18 protein-coding genes are annotated in these 24970 nt (G+C 59.8%); 4 read left to right on the top strand and 14 right to left on the bottom strand.

All coding sequences use genetic code 11. The features are described 5' to 3' along the window. Nucleotides 1–39 precede the first annotated feature (39 nt). Together J5W70_RS00090 and J5W70_RS00085 are read left to right on the top strand one after the other, a co-directional pair. Nucleotides 40–2412, top strand: coding sequence for a glycoside hydrolase family 95 protein (locus J5W70_RS00090; RefSeq protein ID WP_022397074.1), 2373 nt, complete (start codon nucleotides 40–42; stop codon nucleotides 2410–2412). 214 nt (nucleotides 2413–2626) lie between these two features. Beyond that, nucleotides 2627–3379, top strand: a complete 753-nt coding sequence (locus J5W70_RS00085) for a GNAT family N-acetyltransferase (protein WP_343123158.1) — start codon at nucleotides 2627–2629, stop codon at nucleotides 3377–3379. Nucleotides 3380–3721: 342 nt separating this feature from the next. Here the strand turns inward: J5W70_RS00085 and J5W70_RS00080 are convergent, their stop codons facing one another. The 7 genes from J5W70_RS00080 to pheA all read right to left on the bottom strand — a co-directional run bounded on the left by J5W70_RS00080 (nucleotide 3722) and on the right by pheA (nucleotide 14240). Beyond that, on the bottom strand, nucleotides 3722–5167 hold the full coding sequence (locus J5W70_RS00080; protein WP_022397076.1) for a Gfo/Idh/MocA family protein: 1446 nt from the start codon (nucleotides 5165–5167) through the stop codon (nucleotides 3722–3724). Between the two features lie 489 nt (nucleotides 5168–5656). Beyond that, a complete protein-coding gene (locus J5W70_RS00075; RefSeq protein WP_022397077.1) occupies nucleotides 5657–6265 on the bottom strand; it encodes a hypothetical protein in 609 nt (202 codons plus the stop codon). Between the two features lie 133 nt (nucleotides 6266–6398). Next, nucleotides 6399–7667, bottom strand: coding sequence for a DEAD/DEAH box helicase (locus tag J5W70_RS00070; RefSeq protein ID WP_022397078.1), 1269 nt, complete (start codon nucleotides 7665–7667; stop codon nucleotides 6399–6401). Between the two features lie 483 nt (nucleotides 7668–8150). Beyond that, on the bottom strand, nucleotides 8151–8759 hold the full coding sequence (pgsA, locus tag J5W70_RS00065) for a CDP-diacylglycerol--glycerol-3-phosphate 3-phosphatidyltransferase (protein WP_022397079.1): 609 nt from the start codon (nucleotides 8757–8759) through the stop codon (nucleotides 8151–8153). 253 nt (nucleotides 8760–9012) lie between these two features. After that, nucleotides 9013–11397 carry an NAD-dependent DNA ligase LigA gene (gene ligA, locus J5W70_RS00060; RefSeq protein ID WP_022397080.1) on the bottom strand — a complete coding sequence of 795 codons (2385 nt, stop codon included), beginning with the start codon at nucleotides 11395–11397 and terminating at the stop codon, nucleotides 9013–9015. 24 nt (nucleotides 11398–11421) lie between these two features. Further along, nucleotides 11422–13038 (bottom strand): alpha-L-fucosidase, encoded by a 1617-nt coding sequence (locus J5W70_RS00055; protein ID WP_022397081.1) that lies wholly within the window; start codon nucleotides 13036–13038, stop codon nucleotides 11422–11424. 44 nt (nucleotides 13039–13082) lie between these two features. Then, nucleotides 13083–14240, bottom strand: coding sequence for a prephenate dehydratase (pheA, locus tag J5W70_RS00050; RefSeq protein ID WP_022397082.1), 1158 nt, complete (start codon nucleotides 14238–14240; stop codon nucleotides 13083–13085). Between the two features lie 141 nt (nucleotides 14241–14381). On the opposite strand from pheA, the gene J5W70_RS00045 reads away from it, so the two are divergent. Beyond that, nucleotides 14382–15161, top strand: a complete 780-nt coding sequence (locus J5W70_RS00045; protein WP_022397083.1) for a hypothetical protein — start codon at nucleotides 14382–14384, stop codon at nucleotides 15159–15161. A 397-nt stretch (nucleotides 15162–15558) separates the two neighbouring features. Further along, on the top strand, nucleotides 15559–16092 hold the full coding sequence (locus J5W70_RS00040) for a TlpA family protein disulfide reductase (RefSeq protein WP_022397084.1): 534 nt from the start codon (nucleotides 15559–15561) through the stop codon (nucleotides 16090–16092). Between the two features lie 62 nt (nucleotides 16093–16154). Here J5W70_RS00040 and J5W70_RS00035 read toward each other — a convergent pair whose 3' ends face one another. The 7 genes from J5W70_RS00035 to dnaA all read right to left on the bottom strand — a co-directional run bounded on the left by J5W70_RS00035 (nucleotide 16155) and on the right by dnaA (nucleotide 24970). Beyond that, nucleotides 16155–17126 (bottom strand): RluA family pseudouridine synthase, encoded by a 972-nt coding sequence (locus J5W70_RS00035; protein ID WP_022397085.1) that lies wholly within the window; start codon nucleotides 17124–17126, stop codon nucleotides 16155–16157. Between the two features lie 16 nt (nucleotides 17127–17142). Then, entirely contained in the window at nucleotides 17143–17919 is a 777-nt protein-coding gene (locus J5W70_RS00030; RefSeq protein WP_022397086.1) for a Nif3-like dinuclear metal center hexameric protein, read from the bottom strand. A gap of 13 nt (nucleotides 17920–17932) precedes the next feature. After that, on the bottom strand, nucleotides 17933–19987 hold the full coding sequence (locus J5W70_RS00025; RefSeq protein ID WP_022397087.1) for a DUF4340 domain-containing protein: 2055 nt from the start codon (nucleotides 19985–19987) through the stop codon (nucleotides 17933–17935). A 27-nt stretch (nucleotides 19988–20014) separates the two neighbouring features. Next, on the bottom strand, nucleotides 20015–21586 hold the full coding sequence (locus tag J5W70_RS00020; protein WP_022397088.1) for a DUF7088 domain-containing protein: 1572 nt from the start codon (nucleotides 21584–21586) through the stop codon (nucleotides 20015–20017). Between the two features lie 42 nt (nucleotides 21587–21628). Then, entirely contained in the window at nucleotides 21629–22411 is a 783-nt protein-coding gene (locus tag J5W70_RS00015) for an ABC transporter permease subunit (RefSeq protein ID WP_022397089.1), read from the bottom strand. A gap of 54 nt (nucleotides 22412–22465) precedes the next feature. Continuing rightward, the gene (locus tag J5W70_RS00010) at nucleotides 22466–23401 is read right to left on the bottom strand and encodes an ABC transporter ATP-binding protein (RefSeq protein WP_022397090.1); all 936 of its coding nucleotides are present in this window, start codon (nucleotides 23399–23401) and stop codon (nucleotides 22466–22468) included. A 162-nt stretch (nucleotides 23402–23563) separates the two neighbouring features. Then, on the bottom strand, nucleotides 23564–24970 hold the full coding sequence (gene dnaA / locus J5W70_RS00005; RefSeq protein WP_022397091.1) for a chromosomal replication initiator protein DnaA: 1407 nt from the start codon (nucleotides 24968–24970) through the stop codon (nucleotides 23564–23566).

Raw genomic sequence — 24970 nt, 5'->3', positions numbered from 1 at the left:
TTTGAAAAGGCTCCGGATATATGGTAGTATCTTTCCGTTATGCGTCCGTTCTTCTTGCTCCTTCTTGGTGTTCTGTTCCACGGGGACGTCCTGCGCGCGGCGGAGGAATCAACGGCCTGGAAATCCTCCCTGGTCCGGTTCAGCCGTCCGGCGGAATGGAAGGAGACGCGGCCCCAGAAGGGAACCGGGGACAACTCCTGGGCGAAGGACGCCACGCCGATCGGCAACGGAAGAATAGGAGCGCTCATTTACGGAGGCGTGGAAAAGGACCGCCTGGAGCTGACGGAAATCAGCATGTGGTCCGGAGGTTTTTGCAGTGCGGAAGCCAAGGACAAGGGGCCGGATTCCGTCAAATTCGGATCCTACCAGCCGTTCGGCACGCTGGAAATCACGTATCCGGCAGCAGAGAACGTGCAGGATTATAAAAGGACGCTGGATGTGGCGGAGGCGCTGGCCTCCGTGTCCTACAACTCCGGGGGAGTCCGTTACCGGAGGGAGTATTTCGCCAGCGTTCCGCACCAGGTGGTTTCCATGACGGTGCAGGGGGACAGGCCCCGTTCCGTGGAAGCCTCCTTCCGCTTGGCGACCTTGCATCCTCAGGACAGGATTACGGCCACGGCCGGAGGGGGCAGGGGAATGATTCTGATGCAGGGTTCCCTGAAAAACGGATTGACCTATGAGGCGCGCATTGCCGTTCTTCCCAGGGGTGGAAGTGTCACGGCTGACGGCGGCTCCATCACCGTCCGGCAGGCGGATTCCTGCCGCGTGCTGGTTTCTCTGGCTACGGATTACGTGCTGGACGCTTCCCGGAACTGGAAGGGGGAGCCGCCCCGCAAGAGGAATGAAGCCGTTCTGGCCCGTGCGCTCAAGGCGGCTCCGGAGCAGTTGAAAGCCGCCCACCGGGGCGCCTACGGCAAGCTTTACCACCGCGTTTCCCTGGACCTGGGAGAGACGGAGGACGCCACGGCGGAACTCCCCGTCAACGAGAGGCTGAAGAGGTACAGGCAGGCGGTGGACGCCGGAAGGGACGCCCGTGATCCCGATCTGGAGGAACTGGTGTTCAACTTCGGCCGCTACGTCATCCTTTCCTCCTCCCAGCCGGGGAATCTGCCCGCCAACCTCCAGGGCCTGTGGAATTACAGCCTGATTCCGCCGTGGGATTCCGACTACCACAATAATATCAACATCCAGATGTGCTACTGGGGAGTGCTCCCCTCCAACCTGGCGGAATGTTATGACCCGCTGGTGGATTACATCCGGGAAATGGCGCCCGCCGCGCGTAAAATCACCCGGGAGGAGAAAGAGTTCAGGACGGCTGGCGGCAAGCCCGCTCCGGGCTGGACGTCCAGGACGGCCCAGAACATTTACGGGGGCCAGGGATTTAAATGGAACAAGCCCGCTTCCGCGTGGTATGCCCTGCATCTGTGGGAACGCTACCTGTTCACGATGGACAGGGAGTATCTGAAAACGACGGCTTACCCGATGATGAAGGAAATCTGCCGTTTCTGGGAAAGCCAGCTCAAGCCCCTGCACACGGGAGGAAGCAACTTCCGGACGGAGGACAGGAAGGTGACGCCGGAAATAATCTCCCGGGAGTTGAAGGACGTGAAGGAAGGAACGCTGGTGGCTCCGATGGGCTGGTCCCCGGAACACGGCCCCAGGGAGGACGGCTGCGCGCATGACCAGCAGATCGTGTGGGAATTGTTCCATGATACCGTACAGGCCGCGGAAACCCTGGGCGTGGACATTGCCTGGAGGAAGGAACTGGCCGCCAAGAGGGATCTTCTGGCCGGTCCCAGGGTGGGGGAGGACGGCCTGCTGCTGGAATGGATGATCGCCCGCAAGCCGGGCGGCTCCTGGGACCCGCGCCACCGGCACACCTCCCACTTGTTTGCCGTTTATCCCGGCAGCCGGATCAGCCCGGAAAAGACGCCGGAATGGGCGGAAGCCGCCCGCAAATCCCTGCTGGCGCGCGGAACCACGGGGGATTCCCGCCGCTCCTGGACCTGGGCGTGGCGCGCCAGCCTCTGGGCGCGTTTTCTGGACGGGGAAAAGGCTTATGAGATGATTCGGGGCATGATGCGCCACAGCATGATGGACAGCCTGTTCACCACGCATCCGCCCATGCAGGTGGACGGGACCATGGGCATCGTGGCCGGCTTTGCTGAAATGCTGCTCCAGTCCCGCACCGGCCGCCTGCATCTTCTGCCGGCTCTGCCGGAAGCCTGGAAAAACGGGAGCGTGCGCGGACTGAAAGCCCGCGGCAACATTACTGTGGACATGGACTGGAAGGACGGCAGGGTAACGCAGTTCCGCCTTTCCTCCCCGGTGGCGCAATCCGTCCGGGTGGCCGCCAATGGCACGGAAAAGACGTATGAACTGACGTCGGAGACGCCCGTCAGGGGCAGTTGAGGACCCCCGGTGTCCCTTCACGCCGTTACAGTTGTTTTTCAGCAGGTACAGCCTTGTTTCTGTTGTAAGGCCCCCATTTGCCAAGGGAGAAATGCGTCCGCTGGTGCCCGGATGAACGAAAGAACTTATTCTTGTAGCGGAAAGTGGGGCACGGAATGAGTTTTTGACATTTCCACAGACGGATATTAAAATTAGTAAAATGGAAGATGCGCCTTTGAATGCGGATTTTATCAATTTAACGGCGGACAATCTGGCCAGTGAACATTTATGCTGCATTATCCGCAGCCGGGTCCCCCATCCGGGCGTTGAAGCAAAGCGGCAATGGCTTTCCAGCCGGATCAGGGAAGGCCACGTCTTTAGAAAGTTAAATGCCAAGGGAGTGGTTTTTATTGAATATGCCCCTCTGGAGACGGCCTGGGTTCCCATCCTTGGGGACAACTACTATTATATATATTGCTTGTGGGTTTCCGGCAGCTACAAGGGGAGAGGGTATGGAAAATTGCTGATGGAATATTGTCTGGCTGATGCCAGGGAAAAGGGCAAATCCGGCGTTTGCATGCTCGGAGCTGAAAAACAGAGAGCCTGGCTTGCCGATCAATCCTTCGCGAAGAAGTTCGGCTTTGAGGCGGTGGATGCTGTCAGTCATGGCTATGAACTGCTTGCTCTTTCCTTTGACGGAACAACGCCGAGGTTTGCGCCGAATGCCAAAAAGGGGAGAATTGAGAGCCGGGAGCTGACAATTTATTATGATATGCAATGTCCCTTTGTGCATCAAAACATTGAGATCATAAAACGGTACTGTGGAGAGAATGATGTTCCGGTATCTCTCATCAGGGTGGATACGCTGCAAAAGGCAAAGGAATTGCCCTGCGTCTTCAATAACTGGGGCGTGTTTTACAAGGGGAATTTTGAAACGGTGAATTTGTTATTGGACATTGCCAATCTAAAGAGAATCCTCAAGAAATGAGTTGAGTCGGCGCTTTCATAAATTATTCAGGCTGTGTGGTTATACCTTCCGGGTGCAAGGCATTCTTCCTTTCCTGCCTTTTTCACTAACAGCAGGCAGGGAACCAATGCTTATTGCGGGTTTTCATGCTCCGCCTTTATGAACGTGAGCGCCCGTTCCATCAAGGAACAGGGGGGCTGCCAATGGAACAGCCTGCCTCCTTTTACCCCTGCAACCGCTGTTCACGCCAATAAAAAACAGGCACGCCTTGCAGCGGCCTGTTTTCTGAACGGGGAATCCGCCCCAGCCTGAAAGCCCGCTGTAAAGGCGGAAAAGCTCCAGGCCGGATGGGGAATGAGTTTTTTACTGAACGATGCCCAGCGGGGCGGTCGTCTTCCAGTCTCCGCGGGTGAAGTCCGGGAACACCTGGGGCATGCCGCCCTGGGCCACGGAGTATTCGGAAAGCTCGGAGACGGAGGACCAGAAGGCGCCTTCGTATACGTTCTGGTCCATCGGTTCGCCCTTGCGGAGGCATTCGATGATGCGGTAAAGCATCACGAAGTCCATGCCGCCGTGGCCGCCCATCTTCAGGGCCAGCGGGCCGACTTTCTTCCAGAGCGGGTGATCGTACTTTTCAAAAATGGGGGCCAGTTTTTCGTTGCCTTCAATCCATTCGTGATAGTTGCCGTTGCCCAGCTTTTCACCGGCCACGCGGGTCGGGAAGCCGGCCAGCGTGCCCAGGGTGCCCTGAATGAGGTTCAGGCGGGAGTAGGGGCGCGGGCTGGTTTCATCCCATTCCACCAGGATGGTGCGGCCCATGGTGGTCTTGATGATGGAGGTGTTCATGTCGCCGCAGGCGAAGTCCAGCTTGTTCCACTTGTGGTCCGCCGGGAAATTCTTCTTGGCATAGGCGGCGCGGCCCAGGGCCGGGCTGGAGAAGGAAACGAGCCTGCCGAAGCAGTCGTCCTTGCGGGCCAGGTTCATGTACTGGGCGATGGGGCCGAGGCCGTGCGTGGGGTAGACGTTGCCGTTGCGCTTGGCGTAGTGGTAGGTTCTCCAGGAGCCGGTGCCGCGGTCCACCTGCTTCATCTGGCCGCGCAGTTCGTGGATGTAGGCGGCTTCCCCGTACAGCAGGTCGCCGATGACGCCCTGGCGCACCATGTTCAGGTACATGAGTTCTTCACGTCCGTAGTTGACGTTTTCCATCATCATGCAGTGCTTCCGGGTTTCCTCGGAGGTATTGACGATTTCCCAGAGTTCCTTGATGGAGACGGCCATGGGCACTTCCACAAAGGCGTGGGCACCCATCTTCATCACGTCGCAGGTGACGCGGCAGTGCCATTCCCAGCTGGGGCAGACGATGACGGCGTCCGGCTTGACTTCCTTCATCATGCGCTTGTAGTCTTCCGGGCCGTTCGTGAAAATGGGAGGGCGCTTGCCCGTCTTCTTTTCCACCAGCGCCGCGTTGCGTTCCGCCCAGTCCTTGTACAGGTCGCAGATGCCGACGACTTCCGCGCCTTCAATGACGGCCATCTGGCCCACGTGCATGGAGCCGCGTTCACCCACGCCGACAAAGGCCACGCGCACCTTGTCCAGCTTGGGGGCCCTGAAGCCGCCCATGTAGATGGCGCCGGGCTTGCGCGGGGGCCACGTGGTCATGGGACCGATGTTGTTCGGGTCCGGAACGATGATCTTTTTGGGAGCCAGGGGAGCTACTTCCTGGGCGTTGGCGAAGGAACCGGCAGCCAGGGCGCCAGTAGCCAGACCCAGGGTCTGAAGGAAACGACGGCGTGATGATGAATTATCCATGGATGGTAATTATATGGAAGGATTTGAGTCCTTAGTTTGCCATACATACCCGGACTTGAGAATCTTTCTTTCACGGATGGTGCAAAAAATGCATTCTCCTGCGGGAGAGAGGTGCTCCGCGCCGGAGGCGTCAAAAGAGGGGAAGGCAGGCTCCTTCCGGGAGGCGGGCATGAAAAAGGCCCCATTCCTGCCGCAGTGCGGGAAGGACGGGGCCTGTCAGGTGCATCACCCGGTTGTGCCGATGTTGCATGCCGTTGCTTGGGAGTGAAGGGGGGTGAGCGTATCGCTGCACCGCGTTCCGAAGGATCGGCCCTGCATCGGAGGACATCCGGAGAGTGTTGCGTGGTGTCGCCGGCGCTGGCTGTTGTTTCCTTTCCTGGCGACGGGGAAGATCATTCCGTTTCCTGCGGCTTCTGTTCAGGGAACCTTGACGGGGTCCGCATGCCGTGGAATCGGGATCATCTTCCCGGTCGTTTTGAAGTGGTCCGGTTACTGAGCCGTGCCGGCGGCGGGAAGTTTTGACGCGGCAAGCCTGGCATAAGCTTCATTCAGCGCCTTGCCCAGCCTGGGGCGGAAAACGGTGGTGGTCGGCAGCTGCGTGCCTTCCATGTCACAGGAGCGGAGGATGTCGGGAATGGACGGGGCCAATGCACGTTTCATGATATTCATGCAGTCTTCCAGGTCCACTCCGTATTTTTCCTCCATCAGGTTTTCAATACGGTCCGCCATCTGCTCCATCCTCTCAATCTGTTTTTTAGTCAGAATCGGCTGAATGGTCGCGTTCGGGTCGGGGACGTAGCTGGTCAGCATTTCAATGGCCCGTTTCAGGTCGTCCGGCAATTCCGTTGCATTGCCGCTGTTGAGAACCTGAGCCAGAACCTGATAGCTGCTGGTAGCGTTTTCGTCATAATCATGAATGCCTGAGGCCAGCGCCACGCCTGCGATGCTCTGCACGTAGCGGGCTACTTCCGGGGAATAGTTGCCTTCCACAAACGTGGAGGGAACGTCATCCGCGTAAGCCTGCATGGCGGCCTGGCAGGCGAGGGAACCGACGGTACCCACGCACAGTGTCTTGATGATGGACGAGATGATTTTCATGATTGAAACTCCGGTTGAAGCTTCCCGACTGGAACGGTCCGGTGAACCGTTTGTAGCAAGTGAGACTGTGCAGCCCCTGATTTCGTTCAAAAGTTTTTTTGAATGATTAAAATCATGCGCCCGCACGGCTTCCCTACCTTCCGGCGGAATTCCGCCTTCCGTAACTTTTCCGCGGCCCCCTGCGGGAGGCGGAACGGTTTTCCTGCATGGAGTTTTTCCTTTCCCGGTGCGTGCCGGGAACCGTCTGCAATTCAGACGGTATGGTGGCGCTGGAGGAATGGACGGGAAGGAGGCGCCCCAGCAGCTTGTGCACGTCCCTGGCTTTTTTGATTTCATCCGGGGAACAGAGGGCGATGGCTTGCCCGGCGGCTCCGGCGCGTGCCGTGCGGCCGATGCGGTGCACATAGACTTCCGGTTCTTCCGGCAGATCGTAGTTGATGACGAGCTGCACGTCTTTCACGTCAATGCCGCGGGCGGCGATGTCCGTGGCGACGAGAATGGGCGTTTCCCCGGAACGGAATTCCCGGAGCATGCGTTCACGCGTGCCCTGGCTCTTGTCGCCGTGGATGGCGGAGGCCGGGTGGTCCTTTCCGGTCAGGAAGGAGGCCAGGCGGTTCGCGCCGTGCTTGGTCCGGGTGAAGATGAGCGTGCGGCCCGGCTGTTCCTGCTGTTCCAGCAGATCCAGGGTAAGGGGCCTTTTTTCCGCCTGGGAGCCAACCATGCAGAGGGACTGTTCCACCCTGTCCGCCGTGGCGGCCGGGGGGGTGACCATCACCGTTTCCGGTTCCTGAAGCAGGGACTGGGCCAGTTGCAGAATGTTGTCCGGCATGGTGGCGGAGAACATCTGGGTATGGCGTTTCTTCGGGATTTTGGCGACGATCTTTTTCAGGGCCGGAGCGAAGCCCATGTCCAGCATGTGGTCCGCTTCGTCCAGAATCAGGGTTTCCACACCGCCCAGGTTGACGGTCTGGCGTTCCAGATGGTCAATCAGCCTGCCGGGCGTGGCTACCAGAATATCCAGGCCGCCGGCCAGCTTCTTGAACTGGGGGGCGTACCCCACGCCGCCGAAGATGACGGCGGTGGACAGGTTCAGCCCTTTGGCGTAGGCGCAGATGTTGTCATGAATCTGCGCGGCCAGTTCCCGGGTGGGGCTCAGGATGAGCGCCCTTACCTGGCGGGCAAGCGGCTTTCTGGGATGTTCTGAAAATTGTTGAATAAGGGGCAGGGCGAACGCGGCCGTTTTGCCGGTTCCGGTCTGCGCCAGTCCCATCAGGTCCTTGTTCTGCAGCAGCAGGGGGATGCAGGCTGCCTGGATGGGGGTGGGGGTCTTGTACTCCAGTTTCTCCAGCTGGCGGAGAATGGGAGCCGACAAGCCAAGCTCCCTGAATGTGGTTGATACCATGTTTATTGATGTGTCTGTGAATGCGCCTCGGCTGCAATGAACTGACGGAATCACGACAATAGCGGAACAAAAAGAAGCCCGCAGGAGCGATACTGAAAGGATCAATACGGAGACGCCCGTATTCCGCCAACCGCAAATGACTATCAAAAATCAACAACCAAGCACCATTCGGCGGGAACAGGGCCATAAAAGCACGGCAAAGGACAGCCGTCAAGAGAAATAAAAACGTCCTGCACGTCATGAATCCTTTTCCGTCAGTTCCGGAAGAGGCTGGAGATGGAACCCGGTTGGCGGCCATCAAGGAGGAACGGCCTGTAGGAGCATGGAGCGCGGCAAGTCCTTGCGGCAACTGGATACTGGATTGAGCTTTAGCTAATTACTTCTTTAAAAAAGCTTGTGCCCTCCTGCGGAATATCAAGTCAGTTTCCGTAAAGGCCTGCGGCTCTCTTGGCACGCATCACAGGCTGTCCGGAGGGATGTATTTCAGCGCTGCAGAAATTTGCGCGCGCCCACGCAGTAAACGGCCCCGGAATACACGGTCAGGATGATGGAGCCCCACAGAGTGAACTGGTACAGGAAATTGGAAGCTCCGGATCCGTGCCACAGGCAGAGCGCCGCAAGCTGGTCCAGGAAGGAGGGCAGGTATTCCGGCGTGTGCGTCCAGGTCAGGGCCAGCAGGGAGGCGATGCAGAAAGCCAGCTGGAAGGCGGTTTTCCATTTGCCGGACGTGCCCGCGGGAATGATGACGCCGTGGTCCTGGGCAATCTGGCGCAGGCCCGTGACCAGGAATTCCCGGCTGATGATGAGAATGGTGACCCAGACGGGGCATAGCCCCACGCCCGTCAGGTAAATGAAGGCGGCGGAAACGGCAATCTTGTCCGCCAGGGGGTCAATGAGCTTGCCGAAGGTGGTGACCTGGTTCAGGCGGCGGGCCAGGTAGCCGTCCAGCCAGTCCGTGCAGGCCGCCAGGATGAAGGTGACCAGTGCGGCTAGGTATCCCCAGGAATACTGGTCCGCGATGCTGACTGCTGCCGTGAAGACGACTACCAGGGCAATCCGTGTCAGGGTAATGGCGTTAGGCAGGTTCAGCATACGCGGTTTATTAGGGAGCAGATGCCGGTCCGTAGCAAGCTTTTTTGCAGGATTCAGGAATTAAATTCCCGGAATGCGGCACACGGAAAAAATCAGACGGAACATGGAAGGGAGAAGAGATGGACGGAGGGCGCGCATCGGGCGTTTTTGCCTTGAGCTCCGGCGGGATGGAACAGGCGGAAGCCTGCGGCATGATGCAGGGAACGGGTTTCTGTAGCGTCGATGGGAAACAGCGTAGGGTAGGGATGGCGGCCTATTCCCCGACCAGCTTGTTGAAGTCTTCCTCGGAGATGACGGGAACGCCCAGCTTGAGGGCCTTGTCCCGTTTGGAGCCGCCGCCGCTGCCTGCCAGGAGGTAGGAGGTGGATTTGGAAATGGCTCCGGTGGCTTTCCCCCCGTGAGCGGCAATGAGCTGTTCAAAGTAGTCCCGCGGATGGCTGAGCGTTCCGGTGATGACGAAAGTCTTGCCGGACAGGGCCCCCGCCGGGATTTCCAGAAGGTTGGCCCGGTAGGACTGGGACTGGGGATTGATGCCCAGGCCGCGCAGAACGTCCATCGTATGGTTCCCCGCTGCGGAGGTGAAAAAGCTCTGGAGGGATTTGGCCGCCGCCACGCCGATTTCGGAGCCATAGCTGAACTTGGCCGTGTTCTTGCGCAGGTAGCCCGTTTCCAGATAGGGGGCGGTCAGGCGGTCGATTTCATCCGTCAGTTCCTGATGGCGCTCCTGCACCGCCTCTGCGGAAAGCGCGCCTTCCTTCACCGCCTTTCTGTTTTCACGGGTGTTGGGGTTGGTTTTGGCGGCTTGTTCCATCAGCTCGTCCTGGCGCACGATGTCCCGGAGGTAGGAGGAGTCCGCCACATGCTCCAGGTCCGGGTGCGTGTCCGCCAGCGCCTTGGCGACTACTTCCCCTACCAGGGGAATGCCGAAGGCGATGAGCCAGCGTTCCAGCGGAAGCTCGCGCGCGTTTTGCAGGGCGTCCAGCGCTTTCTGGGCGTTCTTTTCCCCATAGCGGCGCGGTTCCTCCGGCGTGCCCAGGTTCAGGTTGGCGAGCTGTTCCAGCTTCAGGGAGAAGAGGTCCAGCGCGGAGGCAGCCAGGCCGGAGCTTCTCAAAGCTTCCGCCACGGAAGAGCCGATGCTTTCCACGTCCAGCGCGGAGCGGGAGCAGAAGTGGGTGATGCCCGACACGGCCTGCGCAGGACAGGTGAAGTTGGTGCAGCGCCAGGCCACTTTTCCCTCCTCCTTCATGATGGGGTTGCCGCACGCGGGGCACAGGCCCCCCGTGGCTTCCAGAATGCTGTAGGGCCTGGCATCCGCCGGACGTTTGGAAAGGTTCACTTTCAGAACGGCGGGGATGATTTCCCCCGCCTTTTCCACCAGCACGGTATCTCCGATGCGGACGTCCTTCCGGTCGATTTCATCCTGGTTGTGAAGGGTGGCTCGCGCCACCGTGGAGCCGGACAGCAGCACGGGCTTGAGTTCCGCCACGGGCGTCAGCACCCCGGTGCGGCCCACCTGCACGATGATGTTCAGCAGGGCGGTTTCCTTCTGTTCCGGGGGGAATTTGTACGCCGCCGCCCAGCGGGGGGCGCGCGCCGTGGCTCCCAGGGCCTCCCGGGTGGCCATGGAGCTGATTTTAATGACGGCGCCGTCCGTGCCGTAGGGGAGCGTGTGGCGGAGCCTGTCAATGTCCCGCACGGCCTGACGGGTGGATTCCAGGCTGTCCGTATAATACACCGGATCATTGCAGGGAATGCCGCAGTGGCGGAGCATGTCCCAGAAATCCTTTACATTCGTGAGTTCCGGCCCTTCATACGCGCCAAGCCCGTGGGCCAGGAAGGCCAGGGGACGGGCGGCCACCTGCCGGGGGTCCAGCTGCTTGAGGGTTCCGGCGGTGGCGTTGCGCGGGTTGGCGAAGGCGGGGAGACCTTCCGCGTCCCGTTCCTCATTTAGTTTGGCAAAGGCTTCATTGGGCATGAAGACCTCCCCGCGCACTTCCAGCACGGGAGGGGCGCCAGGGGGAAGGGTGAGGGGGACGCTGCGGATGGTGCGGACGTTGGCCGTCACGTCATCCCCCACGTCTCCGTCCCCTCGCGTGGCCGCATAAGCGAGCCGCCCGTCGCGGTACATGATGGAGAGGGCTACCCCGTCAATCTTGGGTTCCACGGAGACGGGCACCGTTTCCGTTTTCAGCGCCTTGACCAGCTTGTTGTAGAATTCCACCAGTTCCTCGTCCGGAACAGGGGCGTCGCGCTGCTCGAAAATGTCGTCAATGGACAGCATGGGCACCGCGTGCCTGATCTGGTTGAAGCCCTGGAGCGGCGCCCCCCCCACACGGCGCGTGGGTGAATCCGGCTCCGCCAGTTCGGGATGGGCCTTTTCCAGCTTTTCCAGCTCCAGGAACAGGGCGTCATATTCCGCATCGGAGATCTCCGGTTCCGCCTGTTCGTAATACAGCCGGTTGTGGCGGCGCAGTTCGGAACGCAGGTAATCCACGCGGTTGCGCACGTCTTCCTCCGTCTTGCCGGGCTGGACGGGGGCGGCGCTTTCCTGCGGTTCTCCGGCTTGGGATCCCGCTTCATTCTTTGCCTGCTGTGACGGCTGCTTGCCGGCCGCCAGGGAAAAAAGGTCTTCCTCCATAAGGAAAATGAGTGGAAAAGAGGGCTATTTGCTCAGTTTGATGACGGAACAGGGCGTTTTGGAGTGTTCGTGCGCCTTGAACAGAACCGTTCCGTTGACGACGGGCAGGGCGGTGTTGTCTCCCAGCAGCACCGCTTTGGAGTAGCCTGCGGGAAGGGAGACGGAGGTTCCTTCCTCGTCCTCGTATCCGGTGGAATCCAGCGGCTGCATGCGGGCGTATTCCGCGCCTTCCGTCAGTTCCTTCATGGTCCCTTCGCTGGGCGGCTGGGCCGGTCCCTTGTCCGGCGGCGGAACCAGGAAGACGAAGATGTCCCCCTGCCGGTTGATGGAGGCGGGCTGGTCCAGTTCCGTGAAGGCCCGCGTGCCGTACACGGCCTCCCCGTTGATCTTGAGCCACTGGCCCACGCCGCGCATGGTGGCGGCCACTTTTTCCGGAACGGTTCCGTCCGCCATCGGGTTCACGTTCAGCAGGAGGTTGCCTCCCTTGGTGACGCATTCCACCAGTTTTTCAATGACGGTTTCCGGAGACTTGATGTTGGTGTCATACCGGTTGTAGCCCCATTTGTCGCTTACCGTCATGCAGGATTCCCAGTCCACGCCGGGATAGCCGCGCCGGGGGATGAAGCGTTCCGGGGTGATGTAGTCCCCGCAGCGCAGGTCCAGCGTGCCGGCCTGGTCCCGGTTCAGGCCGGAATAGGCGTACAGGCGGTTGTTCATGATGACGCCGGGATTGATGGAGCGCACCATGTCCATCAGTTCCGGCGCTTTCCAGCCCCTGGCCCCTTCCATGGCTCCCTGGGAATAATCCCACCACATGATGTCAATGGGAGCGTAACGGGTCATCAGCTCCCGGACCTGGGCGTGCAGGTACTTCTGGTAGGCGGCGTGATCCCGCGGGATGTTTTTTCTTTTAAGCATTTCCGCCTGTCCCGCGGGGTAGCAGAGGTCCGGACAGATGGTGTTGTCATAGGACGGGTGGTGCCAGTCGATGACGGAGTGGTAAAGGCCTACCTTCAAGCCGCGCTTGCGGCAGGAGTCCACGTATTCGCGGATAATGTCCCGGTTCACGGCGCTTTTGGCGTCGTAATCCGTCTGGGCGCTGTCAAACAGGCCGAAGCCTTCATGATGCTTGCTGGTGAGCACCACGTATTGGCACCCTGCGTCCCGGGCAAGCCGGGCCCATTCTTCCGTCAGCCCTTCCTTGGGCTTGAACAGGGGCAGGGCTTCCGCAGCGTAGGAATCCGTGTCCACTTCCACGTTTTTCTGAATCCATTCGGAACCGCCGGGCTTGCCTTTCCATTCCCCGGCCAGCCCGGAATACAGGCCGTAGTGGATGAACATGCCGAATTTGGCGTCCCTCCACCATTCCATGCGACGGTTGCGTTCTTCCGCCGTTTCCTTCACGGCAGCGTGGTTGGCGTCCGCGGGGAGGGGAAGTCCGGGGGCGGCTGCCGAGAATTCCGAGGGAACCGTGGCGGGGGCGTTTTGTTCCGTCCTGCCGCTGCGCAGCCGGGCCGCGAACTGTTCATCCAGGGCCAGCGTGGGCTGCCCGTTCTCCGTAACGATTTTAGTGGCGGACTGCTGGGCCAGAGAGGGAAGTGCCAGGGTGAGGGCCAGGGCGGCAATCGTAGCGATTTTCATGGTTTTTCAGGGTGGTATGAAGCGGGGGAGAAAGATTAAGCCGGTCAAATGACGTCCGTATCCGCGTAACTGCCCAGGATTTTCAGCATGGAGCAGTGCTGTTCCAGCTCCGGGAGGGTCTCCCGTAGGGGGGATTCCTGAATGTGGCCTACGGCGTCTATGTAAAAGACGTACTCCCAGTTGATGACCTTGGAGGGGCGGGATTCAATGCGGATCAGGTTGTTGTTGTGCCGCTGGAAGCAGTTGATGACTTCCGCCAGGGTGCCGGGCTTGTGCTGGATGCGGATGAGCAGGGATGTGCGGTCCCTGCCGCTGGGCTGCGTTTCCTGGCGGCCGATGACGGCAAAACGGGTGGTGTTGCAGGCCTGGTCCTGCGCGTCTTCTTCCAGAATGTTCAGGCCGAACAGTTCCGCGGCCAGCGGGCAGCCCAGGGACGCCGCGCCCATGGAGGCATTCTCCTTGGCAAGGATGCTGGCCTTCGTGGTGGAGGAGGTTTCCACGAGCTCCGCGTTCGGGAAGTGCCGCAGAATCCAGTTCCGCGTCTGGCCGAGAACCTGCGGATGGGAATACAGGATGCGGATGTGTTCCCGCGGGATGTCCGCCATCAGGCTGTTGCGGATGTTCAGATTGATCTGGGCGCAGATTTTGAGGGGGGAGGTGACGAAGAGGTCCATCACGGCGGTCACGGAGCCTTCCGAGGAGTTTTCCACGGGCACCACGCCGTACTGGGCCTTCCCGCGGTCCACCATGTCAAACACGTCCTTGAAGCTCTGGCACGGGATAAGTTCGCAGCTTTTACCGAACTGCTTGAGGGCCGCCTGGTGGCTCCACGTGCCCTTGGGGCCCAGGTAGGCAATGGTAAGCCCCCCTTCCAGGAAGAAGGAGCAGGAGATGATTTCACGGTAAATGGCCTGGAGGGAGGCCTCCGGCAGCACGCCCGCGTTCAGGCGGTTCAGCTTGCTGAGCAGGGCCGTTTCCCGTTCGGGAACGAAGATGGGGGAATTCCCCTCCTTTTTAATGCGGCCGACTTCCTGCACCCATTCGGCGCGGTTCTTAAGCAGCTCCACAATCCGGGCGTCCACCTCGTCAATGGCCAGACGCGCCTTCGTCAGGGCGATGGTCTGTTCATCCGTGTTTCCGCTTTTCTGCTGCCGGGGGGGATTGGCCGGGGAGGCGGAATCCCCGTGTTGAATGTTCTCCATGTCTCTGTGAAAGCTGTGTGTTTAAAGCCGCGTCAGGGTAGCGGTTCCGGAGGGGCAAATCAAGATTAAAGGGGGGGCTTCTCCATGGCGGATTTTTCTTGCATGCACGGAAGATGCAGGGTAGGTTTGCCTCTCTTTAATATGATGAAAAAAACATTGTTGCCGACTGCCGTGGCATGTTTCCTGGGCGCCGTTTCCCAGATAGCCTGCGCCAGCGGACAGGACGTGAACGTTTATGTCTCCCAGGTCTCCCTGTCCTTCCCTGATCCTGCCGGCGTGGATGACATGTTTAACAGAAATAAGGATGCCGTGGAGGTGGTGCTGGGTTTCGTTGCTCCCAAGGGCTGTAAATTCGTTAAGGGCGGTGAGGACTCACAGCTTGAAGTTACGGATGGCCGCGGCGCCAGGACAAAAGCCAAATTCGACAATTTCTTTACCCGCATTGGTGATTCCGGAGCCTTTGCCAAACATTCCCTGAGGCTGAAACAGAAACCTGTGTTTCCCCTGAAGCTGGACGGAGTGGTCAACATGAAGGTTTCCGAAGGAAGCAGGACTTTTCCGGGCCAGGAGTTTGACGCGCGGAAGGGCGCCAAATTCAAGGTGGAGGGCATGGAAATCACCGTGAAGGATGCAAAGGACCACGGCAAGGCTTCCGGTGAGGTGGAACTGGAATTCAGTGATACGCTCCATGTGGAGGAGATAACGCTGACTGACGCGGAGGGCAGCAAACTGGAGATACCCGGCGTGTCCAAAAGTTCGTTCAGCTTCGGTTCCGTTCCTTCCCGCACTTATACGTACCAGGTAAAGAACATGCCCGCTAAAATGAAAGCTACGGTGGTGGCCAGCAAGGGCGTCAAGGCCATGGATGTTCCCGTGAAGGTGACCGTGGATTTGAATGCTCCGCCCAAAAAGGGGGCATAAGGGAATATTTTTATGTTGGACTGTTTTTTACAAGGGCCGGGAGGCCCTTGTTCCCGGTTGGCTGTTTGTTGATGGGACGCGGGGGCGGTTGTTGAGCCTTTGCCGGGAGAATGGGGGCCGCCAAAAAATCGGCGGTTTAGCTCTTGTGCGTTTTCTGTCCAGCCGCCAAGTTAGGTTCCGGCCTTCTTCCTGAAGAACCGTGGTGCGGCGCGCCGCTGAATTCTTTCTTTTCCCGCTCCCGGCAGGTGAAAAACAAATGCAAATTCCTGTTCCTTCGTTCAGCTTTTTTCCCGGCCTTCTCAAGCCGGCATTACCTGCCTGTTTTCCTCCTCTTCAGAATACGCTCCGGCGAATAATCTTGCTTGACCGTTATTTTTTTATTGATAATGATGGGTCTATGAAAAAATCCATCAAACTGTGCTCTGTTGCTCTCATGCTCGCCGGATGCGGTGTGGCCGGAATATTTTCCGCCAGCGCGGATACTCCGGCTCCCAAGGCCGGGGAGGCTGCCGTTTCCGCCGTGGGGAAGGCTCTGGAAAAAGCCGATTTTTTAACCAAGGACAGGCCGAACCCAAAAGCCAAATATTATCTTTTCCTGTATTCCGCCAGTTGGTGCGGCCCCTGCTGCCGGGAAATGCCCCACGTGGTGCGGACCTACCGGAAGATCCGCCAGACCGATGATGTGGAACTGGTGCTGTTTTCCTGTGACAAGACGGAGGAGGCCGCCAAGGCATGGGCCAAGGAGGAACGGATGAAATTCCCCATCGTCAAGCCGAAGAAAGGGAACGGCATTCCCGGTTACAAGCCGGGAGGCTCCATTCCACGGCTGGGAATTGTGGATGGCACGGGCAAGATCATCATCACAGGGCATCCCGCCACGCTTCTGAAAGACTGGCGCAAGTTCTGCAAGCCGGAGGAAGGCAAAAAATAGGGGCTTCCTTTGCCTTTTGGCGCTCCCTCCGCCGTTTCCGAAATACGGAAAACAGGGCCGCTTCAGCTCTGCTCCCCGTTTTTCCTCACCGGGCGCGGCTCCGGAACGGCTCCGTAAAGCCCGTTGGGAAAGAGCTGGAGCCACGGCGTATATTCCGGCGGGATGGGTGCTTCAAACTCCATGCGCTTTCCCGTGCGCGGGTGGTCGAAGCCCAGCCGCCACGCGTGGAGCATGAGCCTGCCGGGTTTCGCCTTCTGCCGGGCGGGTTTGGCGTAAATGGGGTCCCCGATGAGCGGATGGCCCAGATGGAGCATGTGCACGCGTATCTGGTGGGTTCTGCCCGTGTGGAGCGTGCACAGGACCAGGGAGGAATCCGTGGCCGGGTCTGCGCACAGCAGGTCGTAGTCCGTAATGGCGGCTTTCCCGGTGCCCGGATTGACCACCGCCATTTTCAGGCGGTTCACGGGATGGCGCCCAATGTGGGTGAAAACCGTGCCGGAGCTTTGGGAGGGAATGCCCTGGACAACGGCCAGGTACCGTTTTTCCGTGCTGCGGGCCGCGAACTGCGCCGTCAGGGACTGGTGTGCTCCGTCGTTCTTGGCAATGACCAGGCAGCCTGACGTATCCTTGTCCAGGCGGTGGACGATGCCGGGGCGTTCCACGCCGCCGATGCCGGAGAGGTCCCCGCAATGGTGGAGCAGGGCGTTCACGATGGTGCCGTCCGGGTTGCCGGCGGCGGGATGCACGACCATGCCGCTTTCCTTGTTGATGACCACCACGTCTTCATCCTCATACAGGATGTCCAGGGGAATGTCCTGCGGCCGTGCTTCCGCCGGTTCCGGCTCCGGAATGCGGACGGTGATGGAATCACCGCGGGAAACTGGGTTTTTAGGCTTGGCGGGAGTGCCGTTGACCAATACGTCCCCGCTTTTGATCAGGCTCTGGATTCTGGAACGGGAAAGCTCCGGAAGGTGGGCGGCAAGGTATTGGTCCAGGCGGATTTTCCCGTCGGCATCGTCCGTGGTCAGATTCATGATCCGTGGCGTTTGGTCAATGGCTGTAGGCGGAGGGCGGCAGGTCGATGAAGGCATAGTCCAGACCGTAAACGTCCTTGAGCAGATGCCCCAGGGCTTTTACGCCGAACGTCTCCGTGAAGTAGTGGCCGCCGAAGACCAGATTGACGCCCAGTTCATGGGCCATGGGGATGTTCCAGTGGGAACCCTCCCCGGTCACGTAGGTACGGCAGCCGAGGGCTGCGGCCTGGACAAGGTCGTCCCCGGCTCCTCCGGAGCAGATGAAGACGTCGCCAGCCGGGGCATCCGGGGAGTCCGCCCAGAAAGTTTGAATGGACGCTCCGAGGACGGTTTCCAGCCGCTGCGCCAGCTCCCGGCACGTGCCGGGGAATTCCCCGTGCGTACCCAGGGAAACGCCGTGGTAGTCCAGTCCTTCATTGGAACATGGCCGGATTCCGCAGGCCTTCGCCAGCAGGGCGTTATTTCCGTACACGGGGTGGACGTCCAGAGGAAGGTGGGCGGCGTAAATCGCCAGGTTCCCGTCCATGGCGGCTTTCAGCTTCCGGTATGCAATGCCGGTAATGGGCTGCATGGTCTGCCAGAAAATGCCGTGATGAAGGAGGAGCAGGTCCGCCCCCGTCTCCAATGCCGCATGGATAGCCTTCTCCGAGCCGTCCACGGCGGCGGCTACCCTGGAAACGGCTCCTCCGTTTTCCAGTTGAAGGCCGTTCAGGGCGCGGGATGCGTCCGGAATGGAATCCACGGAAAGGATTCCGTCCAGAAAAGCGGTAACGGTTTGCAGATCAATACTCATGCGGGAGGAATGGTCAGTTGTCTTCCGAGAGGCTGGCGCCGAGCAGGCGCACGGCGTCCATGTTCAGGATAAAGTAGTTGGGGGATGTATTCACCCTGCCGTAATAAAACCTGCTGTATCCGGCCTCTCCTGCCGGAGCGATTTCCAGCGTGATGACTTTTTCCTCCGTCTCCGGTTCCGGGGCGAAGGTGATGTCGCTGGGGCCGGCCTGGGACTGCACGGGGGCCGCCTCCTTGTAAACCTGGAGGATGAGTTTCAGGCGGAAAACGGGGTTCTTCAGGGCCTCGTGCGCCGTGGCGTCCGTATAGGGCAGCCAGGTGCTCACCTCCATCTTTTCCAGCTCGTCCAGATAGCGGTTGGCGCGGTTCGGATTGATGTTCAGGGTTTCATCCTTCCCATCCTTGGCAGCGGTCCAGGAATCGTCCAGACGGTCGAATTTCAGGATCAGGGGACCGCCGGAGCCGATGCGTTCCAGATGCATTTCCTTGAGGTCGAACCTGCTGAAAGAGAAAAGCATCTTTTTCTTCCAGGCCAGGGCGTCCGTCAGCAGGTCCTTCATGTAGGCGCTGTCCAGCATGACGACGGTGGGCTTGCCGGCCTGGCGGGCGTACCAGGAACCGTCCGTTCCCTTGGAGAAAAACACCGTCACGGGGGGGCGCGGTTCTTCACCGGGCTTGGGCAGCAGGGACATGGTGAGCGTCATCCTGGGATTGTCCAGCCCGTACACGGAAAGGTCCGTAGCCTTGTCAGAGGCGAAGCCGGCCACCTTCCCCAGCTTGACGGTTTTCAGCAGGGAAACGAGATGCTCCGGATTGGCCTCCTGGTAGCGGGAGCCTTCCGCCGTGTACAGCCAGGTGGGCTTGATGCCCTTTTTCTCATCACCCTGAATAAAGCGGGCGATGGTGGGGTAATCCTGAAAACTCTTGCGGATGGAAAGCCCGGTGATCTTGTAATCCCCGATGTCCGTCAACTGCTTGGAGCGCAGAAGGCCCAGGTCCAGCGGAATGTTGCGCACGCCGGGCACCTCCTTGTTGGTCTCCGTCGTCTGCGCCAGTTCAAAGACGGCCTTGCGGTCGGAAACGGTGGCCTTCACCAGTTCGGACAGGCTTCCGTTGTCGGAAGGGGGGTAAATGCGGAGCGTAACGGGCTGTTCCTCCGTTTGCAGGGATTTGCCGTCCTCCGTGGGGAGGCCTGTGAAATTCCTGATGGAGACGGAGGTGATCTGGTCGTCCGTCATGTCCGGCACGCTGGTTTCCTCCGGATTATACACGCGCACGGCGGTCAGCTTCTGGAGCGTGCCCAGCAGCACGTCCATCATGGCCGGGTCCGTATCCAGGGAAAGGGGGTACGTGATTTTCCAGGGGCTGCCGGGAGTCTTGCGCTCCAGGGCGATGCGCTGGCCTCGGTTGTTGATTTCAATGGAGGCGGGCATGGCCGGATGCAGGAGCAGGGGGCGGTGGTCCCGGAGCTGGCGGATGCCGGACTTGAACAGGGGCAGGATATTGCCGGTGCCCACCAGGATGCGGGTGTCCCGCCCGTAGAAATCCGTCTGCATGTAGGTGGTATCGTCCGTGGTCTTGTTCTCCGGATCGTCCACCAGCCAGGGAGCGAGGGACCCCAGCGTGTAGCGGGCCACGGTGGAGGAGCGCTTGCCGTCGTCGCTCATCTCCTTCAGGGTGATGGTGACGGGCGTCGTCTTCACGCCGAACTCCTTCAGGGAGGCGGAATCAATCTTGTGCAGGGGCAGCGCGTCCACGATGCTGGTGGAATATGTGTACTGGAGGATGGCCGCCGCCGCGCGCGGGTCCATGCGGTCGTCCCACGGCTTCTCGCACCACCAGACGCCGTTGGGCTTGCGGCGGAACTCCGCAACGTCCCCCACGCAATTGATGCGCATCCAGGAAACCTCGTTCATCTCCTCCCGGGTATAGGGGAAAAGCCGTTCTCCGGAACTGAAGGCGGTGCGCCCGATGATGCGGGACAGGTTGCCGTCAATGGTCAGGAGCACCGCCGCGCCGATGGCGGCGAGGGTGACGAGGATAAGAAGGATGAAGCGGAATGTGCGCATGTGCTTCCGGTGATGGGCGTGGTGGAGTTAATGGCGGCGCGTGTTCCAGATAATCAGGGCAATCAGAAGCGCCAGCAGGGGAAGGCCGATGTTTGTCAGGAGTTCCAGAATGCCCAGGGCGTTGCGGTCCAGGTTCAGCTTCACGGTCAGGTCATGGCGGGAGCCGAGGCCGCGCAGTTCTTCACGGTCCGTCATCCAGCCGACCAGCGTGCGCATGAAGTCCCGCTGTTCCGGCTTGATTTGCCTGGGCTGGAGCAGGTCCGTATTCCCCAGCAGCACCAGGCGCCCGGTGGTCTTGTTCTGGTTTACGTCCCCGGCGTTCCCGCGGATGAGGGCCGCGCCGATCATCAGGGGCCCCGGGTTGTCTTCCCGCGCGTCAAACTGGGCCGGGAACTGGTTGTACTTGGTTTCTCCGTAATAATCCTCCGTAGTCACCAGCAGGGGGTATGGCGTGATGCGCTTCTGCTCCATGGCCGCGTTGTCGGAATCCAGGATGAGGGAGATGCTCTCCCCTTCCAGCCCGGTGCTGGAATTCCAGAATTCGCGCGTGCAGTTCAGGGAGGGCGCGAAAATGGCGTTAATCTCGAAAACGGAGCGGTTGCCCCTGTTGCGGAGCATCACGCGGTCATTCTGTGGGCGCAGGCCCTGTTCACGGAGGAACCGGTAAAGCTGTTTGGGCGTATCCTGCTGGGGTTCCAGCATGACCAGGATGGCGGCGTTCGGGCGCGCCCAGTACCGCTGGAGCACTTCCGCCTCCTGCGGGGACAGGTCGTACTTGGAGCCGATGATCATGAACCCCGCGGCGTCTTCCGGAATCTCCTTCAAGCCGCTCATGCGGATGGGAACGAGCTGAAGGTTGACGGAACGGCAGATTTTCCCCAGCGTGGTGAAAATGCTTTCCTCCTGGCTGTTGCTCAGCGCCTCGTTGAAATTGCTCTTGTCCGCCGCAATATACATCTTGCGGGGTTCTCCATTGGCCGCCCCGTAAATGCCGGCGGTCATCATGTCTTCAATCTGGAGGGCCACCGCCTTCATGCTCTTGCCGTCCGGGCTGGGGGCGTACACCACGAAGGCGTCTCCGGGCAGGATGCGCACGTGGGCGGCGTCCGCCTGGGTGCCTTCAAACGTCTTGAGCGCTTTTTCCGTGTCTTCCCGGGCATCGATGATGACCAGGTTCTTCTTGAATTCAATCCCGTAAATGTTCGCAATCTCCCGGGCCTTGTTCGGCTGGCGGAGGGGGTCCACGTACTCCACCTTCACCTTCCCGTTGGAATAACGTTCGTACTCCTCAAGCAGGGAGCGCATGCGGGTGTAATTCTGCGTGGTGCGCAGGAAGGCGAACGTGATCTTGACGGGCGTCTTGCGGTTCTGGATTTCCGGAGATTTCAGCATGTTGATGCTCTGCTGGGAAATCTCATAACGCTGGTCTTCCGTCAGGTCCCGGCGGTAATATTCGTGGCAGCCCACGTAATTCAGGCATACGACGATGAGGAACAGCAGGAAAAGCTTGATCCAGGTCATCCAGGGGCGTCTGACCTTGCGGGCGGGAGGGAGGGGGGATTCCGTGGCCGCGGCGGGGTTGTCTGGTGCTTCGCTCATAGATAAAAATGAAAAGGGGTGAAAGGGAAAAGGCGGGGTAGATCAGTGCTTCCAGCGGCGGTGGTCAATGATGCGGATGGTGACGGCCAGCGTCAAGACCGTCATGGTCAGGTAAAAGACGACAGGGCGCGTATCAACCAGCCCGGCGGAAAAGCGGTCCAGATGTTCCGAGCAGGACATGTAGTGGAAAATCCCCGCTGCGGGGAATTCCCCCCATACCACGGGAATAAGCCCCATGAAGAAAATCAGCACCAGCAGACCGATGGTGATGATGCCGGAAATGATCTGGCTGCCCGTCAGGGACGAGGCGAAAATGCCGATGGCCGTGAACCAGGCGCCGACCAGCAGCAGGATGGCGTACGCCCCGGCCCAGTCCGCCAGGCGGTAGGGGAGGACCATGCCCGCATCATACCCGTAAATCCACTGCACGATCAGGTTGGACCAGTCCGCCAGAAGGGGGTACAGCAGCATGGGCAGCCACAGGATGATGTAAAAGGCGTATGCGGAGAAATATTTGCCCAGGACTACCTGCCATGTCTTGATGGGCGTGGTCAGCAGGGATTCCAGCGTTCCTGTCTTCTCTTCCTCCGCCAGGGAACGCATGGTAAGCAGCGGGAAAATGAACAGGAAATAAAACCAGAACATGGGGGAATGCAGGATGAAGAACAAAATGCCTTCCTTCTGCGGGGCCAGCTGGAACGCCTTCAGCGTGCCGGACAGGGAAACGCTCTGCAGGGCCATGACGAAGGCCAGGATGACCCATCCGTACGGGGTCATCACGTAGCTTCTGAGTTCTTTTCTGAAAATGGTAAGTACCGGAGACATGGGGAGAAAAGGAAAATGCGGGGTGGTGGATAGAGAGGGAGAAGAAACGGGCGGTTAATCTTTACGGGTCATTTCCACGAACACCTCTTCCAGGGTGGGGGTGTGGCGGTAAATATGGCGCAGGGGGCAGCCCTGTTCCGCAAGGAGGCGCGCGGCCTTCTCACGGGTATCCGTTCCGGCCTCCGCGCGTACGGTCAGCGTATGCCAGCCATCGGCGTCCGTGCCTTCATGGATGACCTTCTTCACGTGTTCCAGGCTTTCCAGCTTCTGCGTAATCAGCTCCAGATCCCCGCGGAACTCCAGCGTAATCTTGCCGGCGGCGCGGAGGTTGGCTGTCAGGTTAGAGGGGGTATCCGCTGCCTTGATGGTCCCCTGGTCAATGATGATGACCTTGTTGCAGATCATCTCCACCTCACTCAGAATATGGGTGGAAAGAATAATGGTGTGGTTGGCCGCCAGCCCCTTGATCAGCTCGCGTATCTGGCGTATCTGGTTAGGGTCCAGGCCGTTGGTGGGTTCGTCCAGAATCAGCAGGTCCGGTTCACCCAGCAGGGCGTCCGCCAGGCCCACGCGCTGTCGGTAGCCTTTGGAAAGGGTGCGGATCATCTTGCGGCGCACGGGGTCCAGGCCGCATTGCTCCACGACCTTGGAGACGGCGGGCCATATTTGCTTGGAAGAAATGCCTTTAAGCCTGGCGCGGAACTTCAGGTACTCCGTCACGCGCTGGTCGTCGTAAAGAGGCACGTGCTCCGGCAGGTAGCCCAGGTGCTTGCGCGCCTCCAGAGGATTTTTAACGATGTCGAATCCCGCAATCGTGGCGGTCCCGGAAGTGGGGGGCAGGTAGCCGGTCAGCATGCGTAAAGTTGTGGTCTTGCCTGCGCCGTTCGGCCCCAGGAACCCTACGATTTCCCCCTTTTCAATCTGGAAGGAGGCATTCTTTACCGCTTGAAAGCGGCCAAACTCTTTGGAAAGCTGGTCGGCGTGAATCATGGAATCAATGGGAACAGGGTGATTCTAATCCAAACCGCTCCCGTCTCAAGCTTATTCTCCCCTGTGCCGCGGAGACGCCGCCGCCGCTTGAAAAGCAACACATGCTGAAAAGGAACAGCGGCTGTTCCAACATTACTGGGGAAGGGCTGCCGGGAAGGAAAATCAATCCTTCAAATCCTCCTCCAGCCGCAGGACGATATCCCGCACGCGCACGTCCTCCTCCATGCGGGAGGCAACCAGCTTGTTGGCATGGATCACGGTGCCGTGGTCCCGGCCTCCAAAGGCCTGGCCGATATCCTTCAGGGAGCATTCCGTCAGGCGGCGGCTCAGGTACATGGCAATCTGCCGGGGAAAGGCGATGCTGTTGGGGCGGCGCTTGCCGGTCAGGTCGCTCACCTTGAGCTCGTAAAAATCCGCCACGCGCTTCTGGATGGAATCCACGGTCAGGATGCGGCTGGTTTCTTCCCGCAGGATATCGCGCAAAAGCTGCTCGATCTTGGCGATGTCCGGCATGTCCCCGGACAGGGAGGTAAAGGTGGCTACGCGGAGCAGGGCCCCTTCCAGGCGGCGCACGCTCTTCTGGATGCGGCTGGCGAGGAACTCCAGAATCTCGTCAGACACGTTCATGCCGGCCCGGTCGCGCTTGCTGCGCAGGATTTCCAGCCGGGCGTCATCATCCGGAAGATTCAACTCCACCGTAAGGCCGGACTCCAGGCGTGCCGCCAGACGGGAATCCAGGTTGGAAATATCGCATGCGGCGGCATCGGCGCAAATCACGATCGTTTTGTGGGCGTGGAATAGCTCGTCAAACGTATGCAGGAACTCTTCCACCGTCTTCTCCTTGCCGGAAATAAATTGCACGTCGTCCACCAGCAGGACGTCCGCCTTGCGGTACTTGCGGCGCAGCTTGGCGAAGCTCTGCCCGTTCTGGGTGCGGGACGCGTCAATAAACTCATTGGCGAACTGTTCGCCCGTGACGTACACCACATTCGCGGAGGAATCCTGGTGAAGCACCTCATGGCCGATGGCCTGGAGCAGGTGCGTTTTCCCCACGCCGGACTTCCCGTACAGGAAAAGGGGATTGAACAGGGCCCGTTCCGACTGGGCGATGGACAGCCCTGCCTGATAGGCAAAGCGGCTGTCTTCATAAACTACGAACGAATCGAACGTGTACAAATCATTCAGGCATGCCCGGGTTCCCTGGCTGCGCTGTTTCTTTGCCGTGGCGGACGGGGAATCCGCCGCAGGCGACGTTTTGGAGCGGGAGGAAGCCTTTTGTGGTTGGCCTTCGGCGGCCGGCAGGGATGCCACCTCGTCCGCGCAGATGAACTTCACCTGGCGCTCCGTGCCCAGGGCCAGCATGGCGGCCTGCTTCAGCTCCGGCGTATAGCTGTTCTCCACCCAGAGGGCGGCCATGGGATCGTCACACACCAGCGTCAGCGTCTTTCCGGAATCCTCCAGGAGGGAAAACTTGGGAAACCACAATCCATACACCTCCGGAGACATGATTGTTTGCAGGGCTCCCGTGATCCTGGACCAGGTGGCTGACAATTCTGATGGTGGCGTCAT

Origin of the sequence: Akkermansia massiliensis (genome assembly GCF_018847375.1) — a bacterium.
In the GTDB taxonomy this organism is placed as follows: domain Bacteria; phylum Verrucomicrobiota; class Verrucomicrobiia; order Verrucomicrobiales; family Akkermansiaceae; genus Akkermansia; species Akkermansia massiliensis.
Note: the sequence above shows the minus strand (reverse complement) of the source record. Positions and strands in the feature narration are given on the sequence as shown.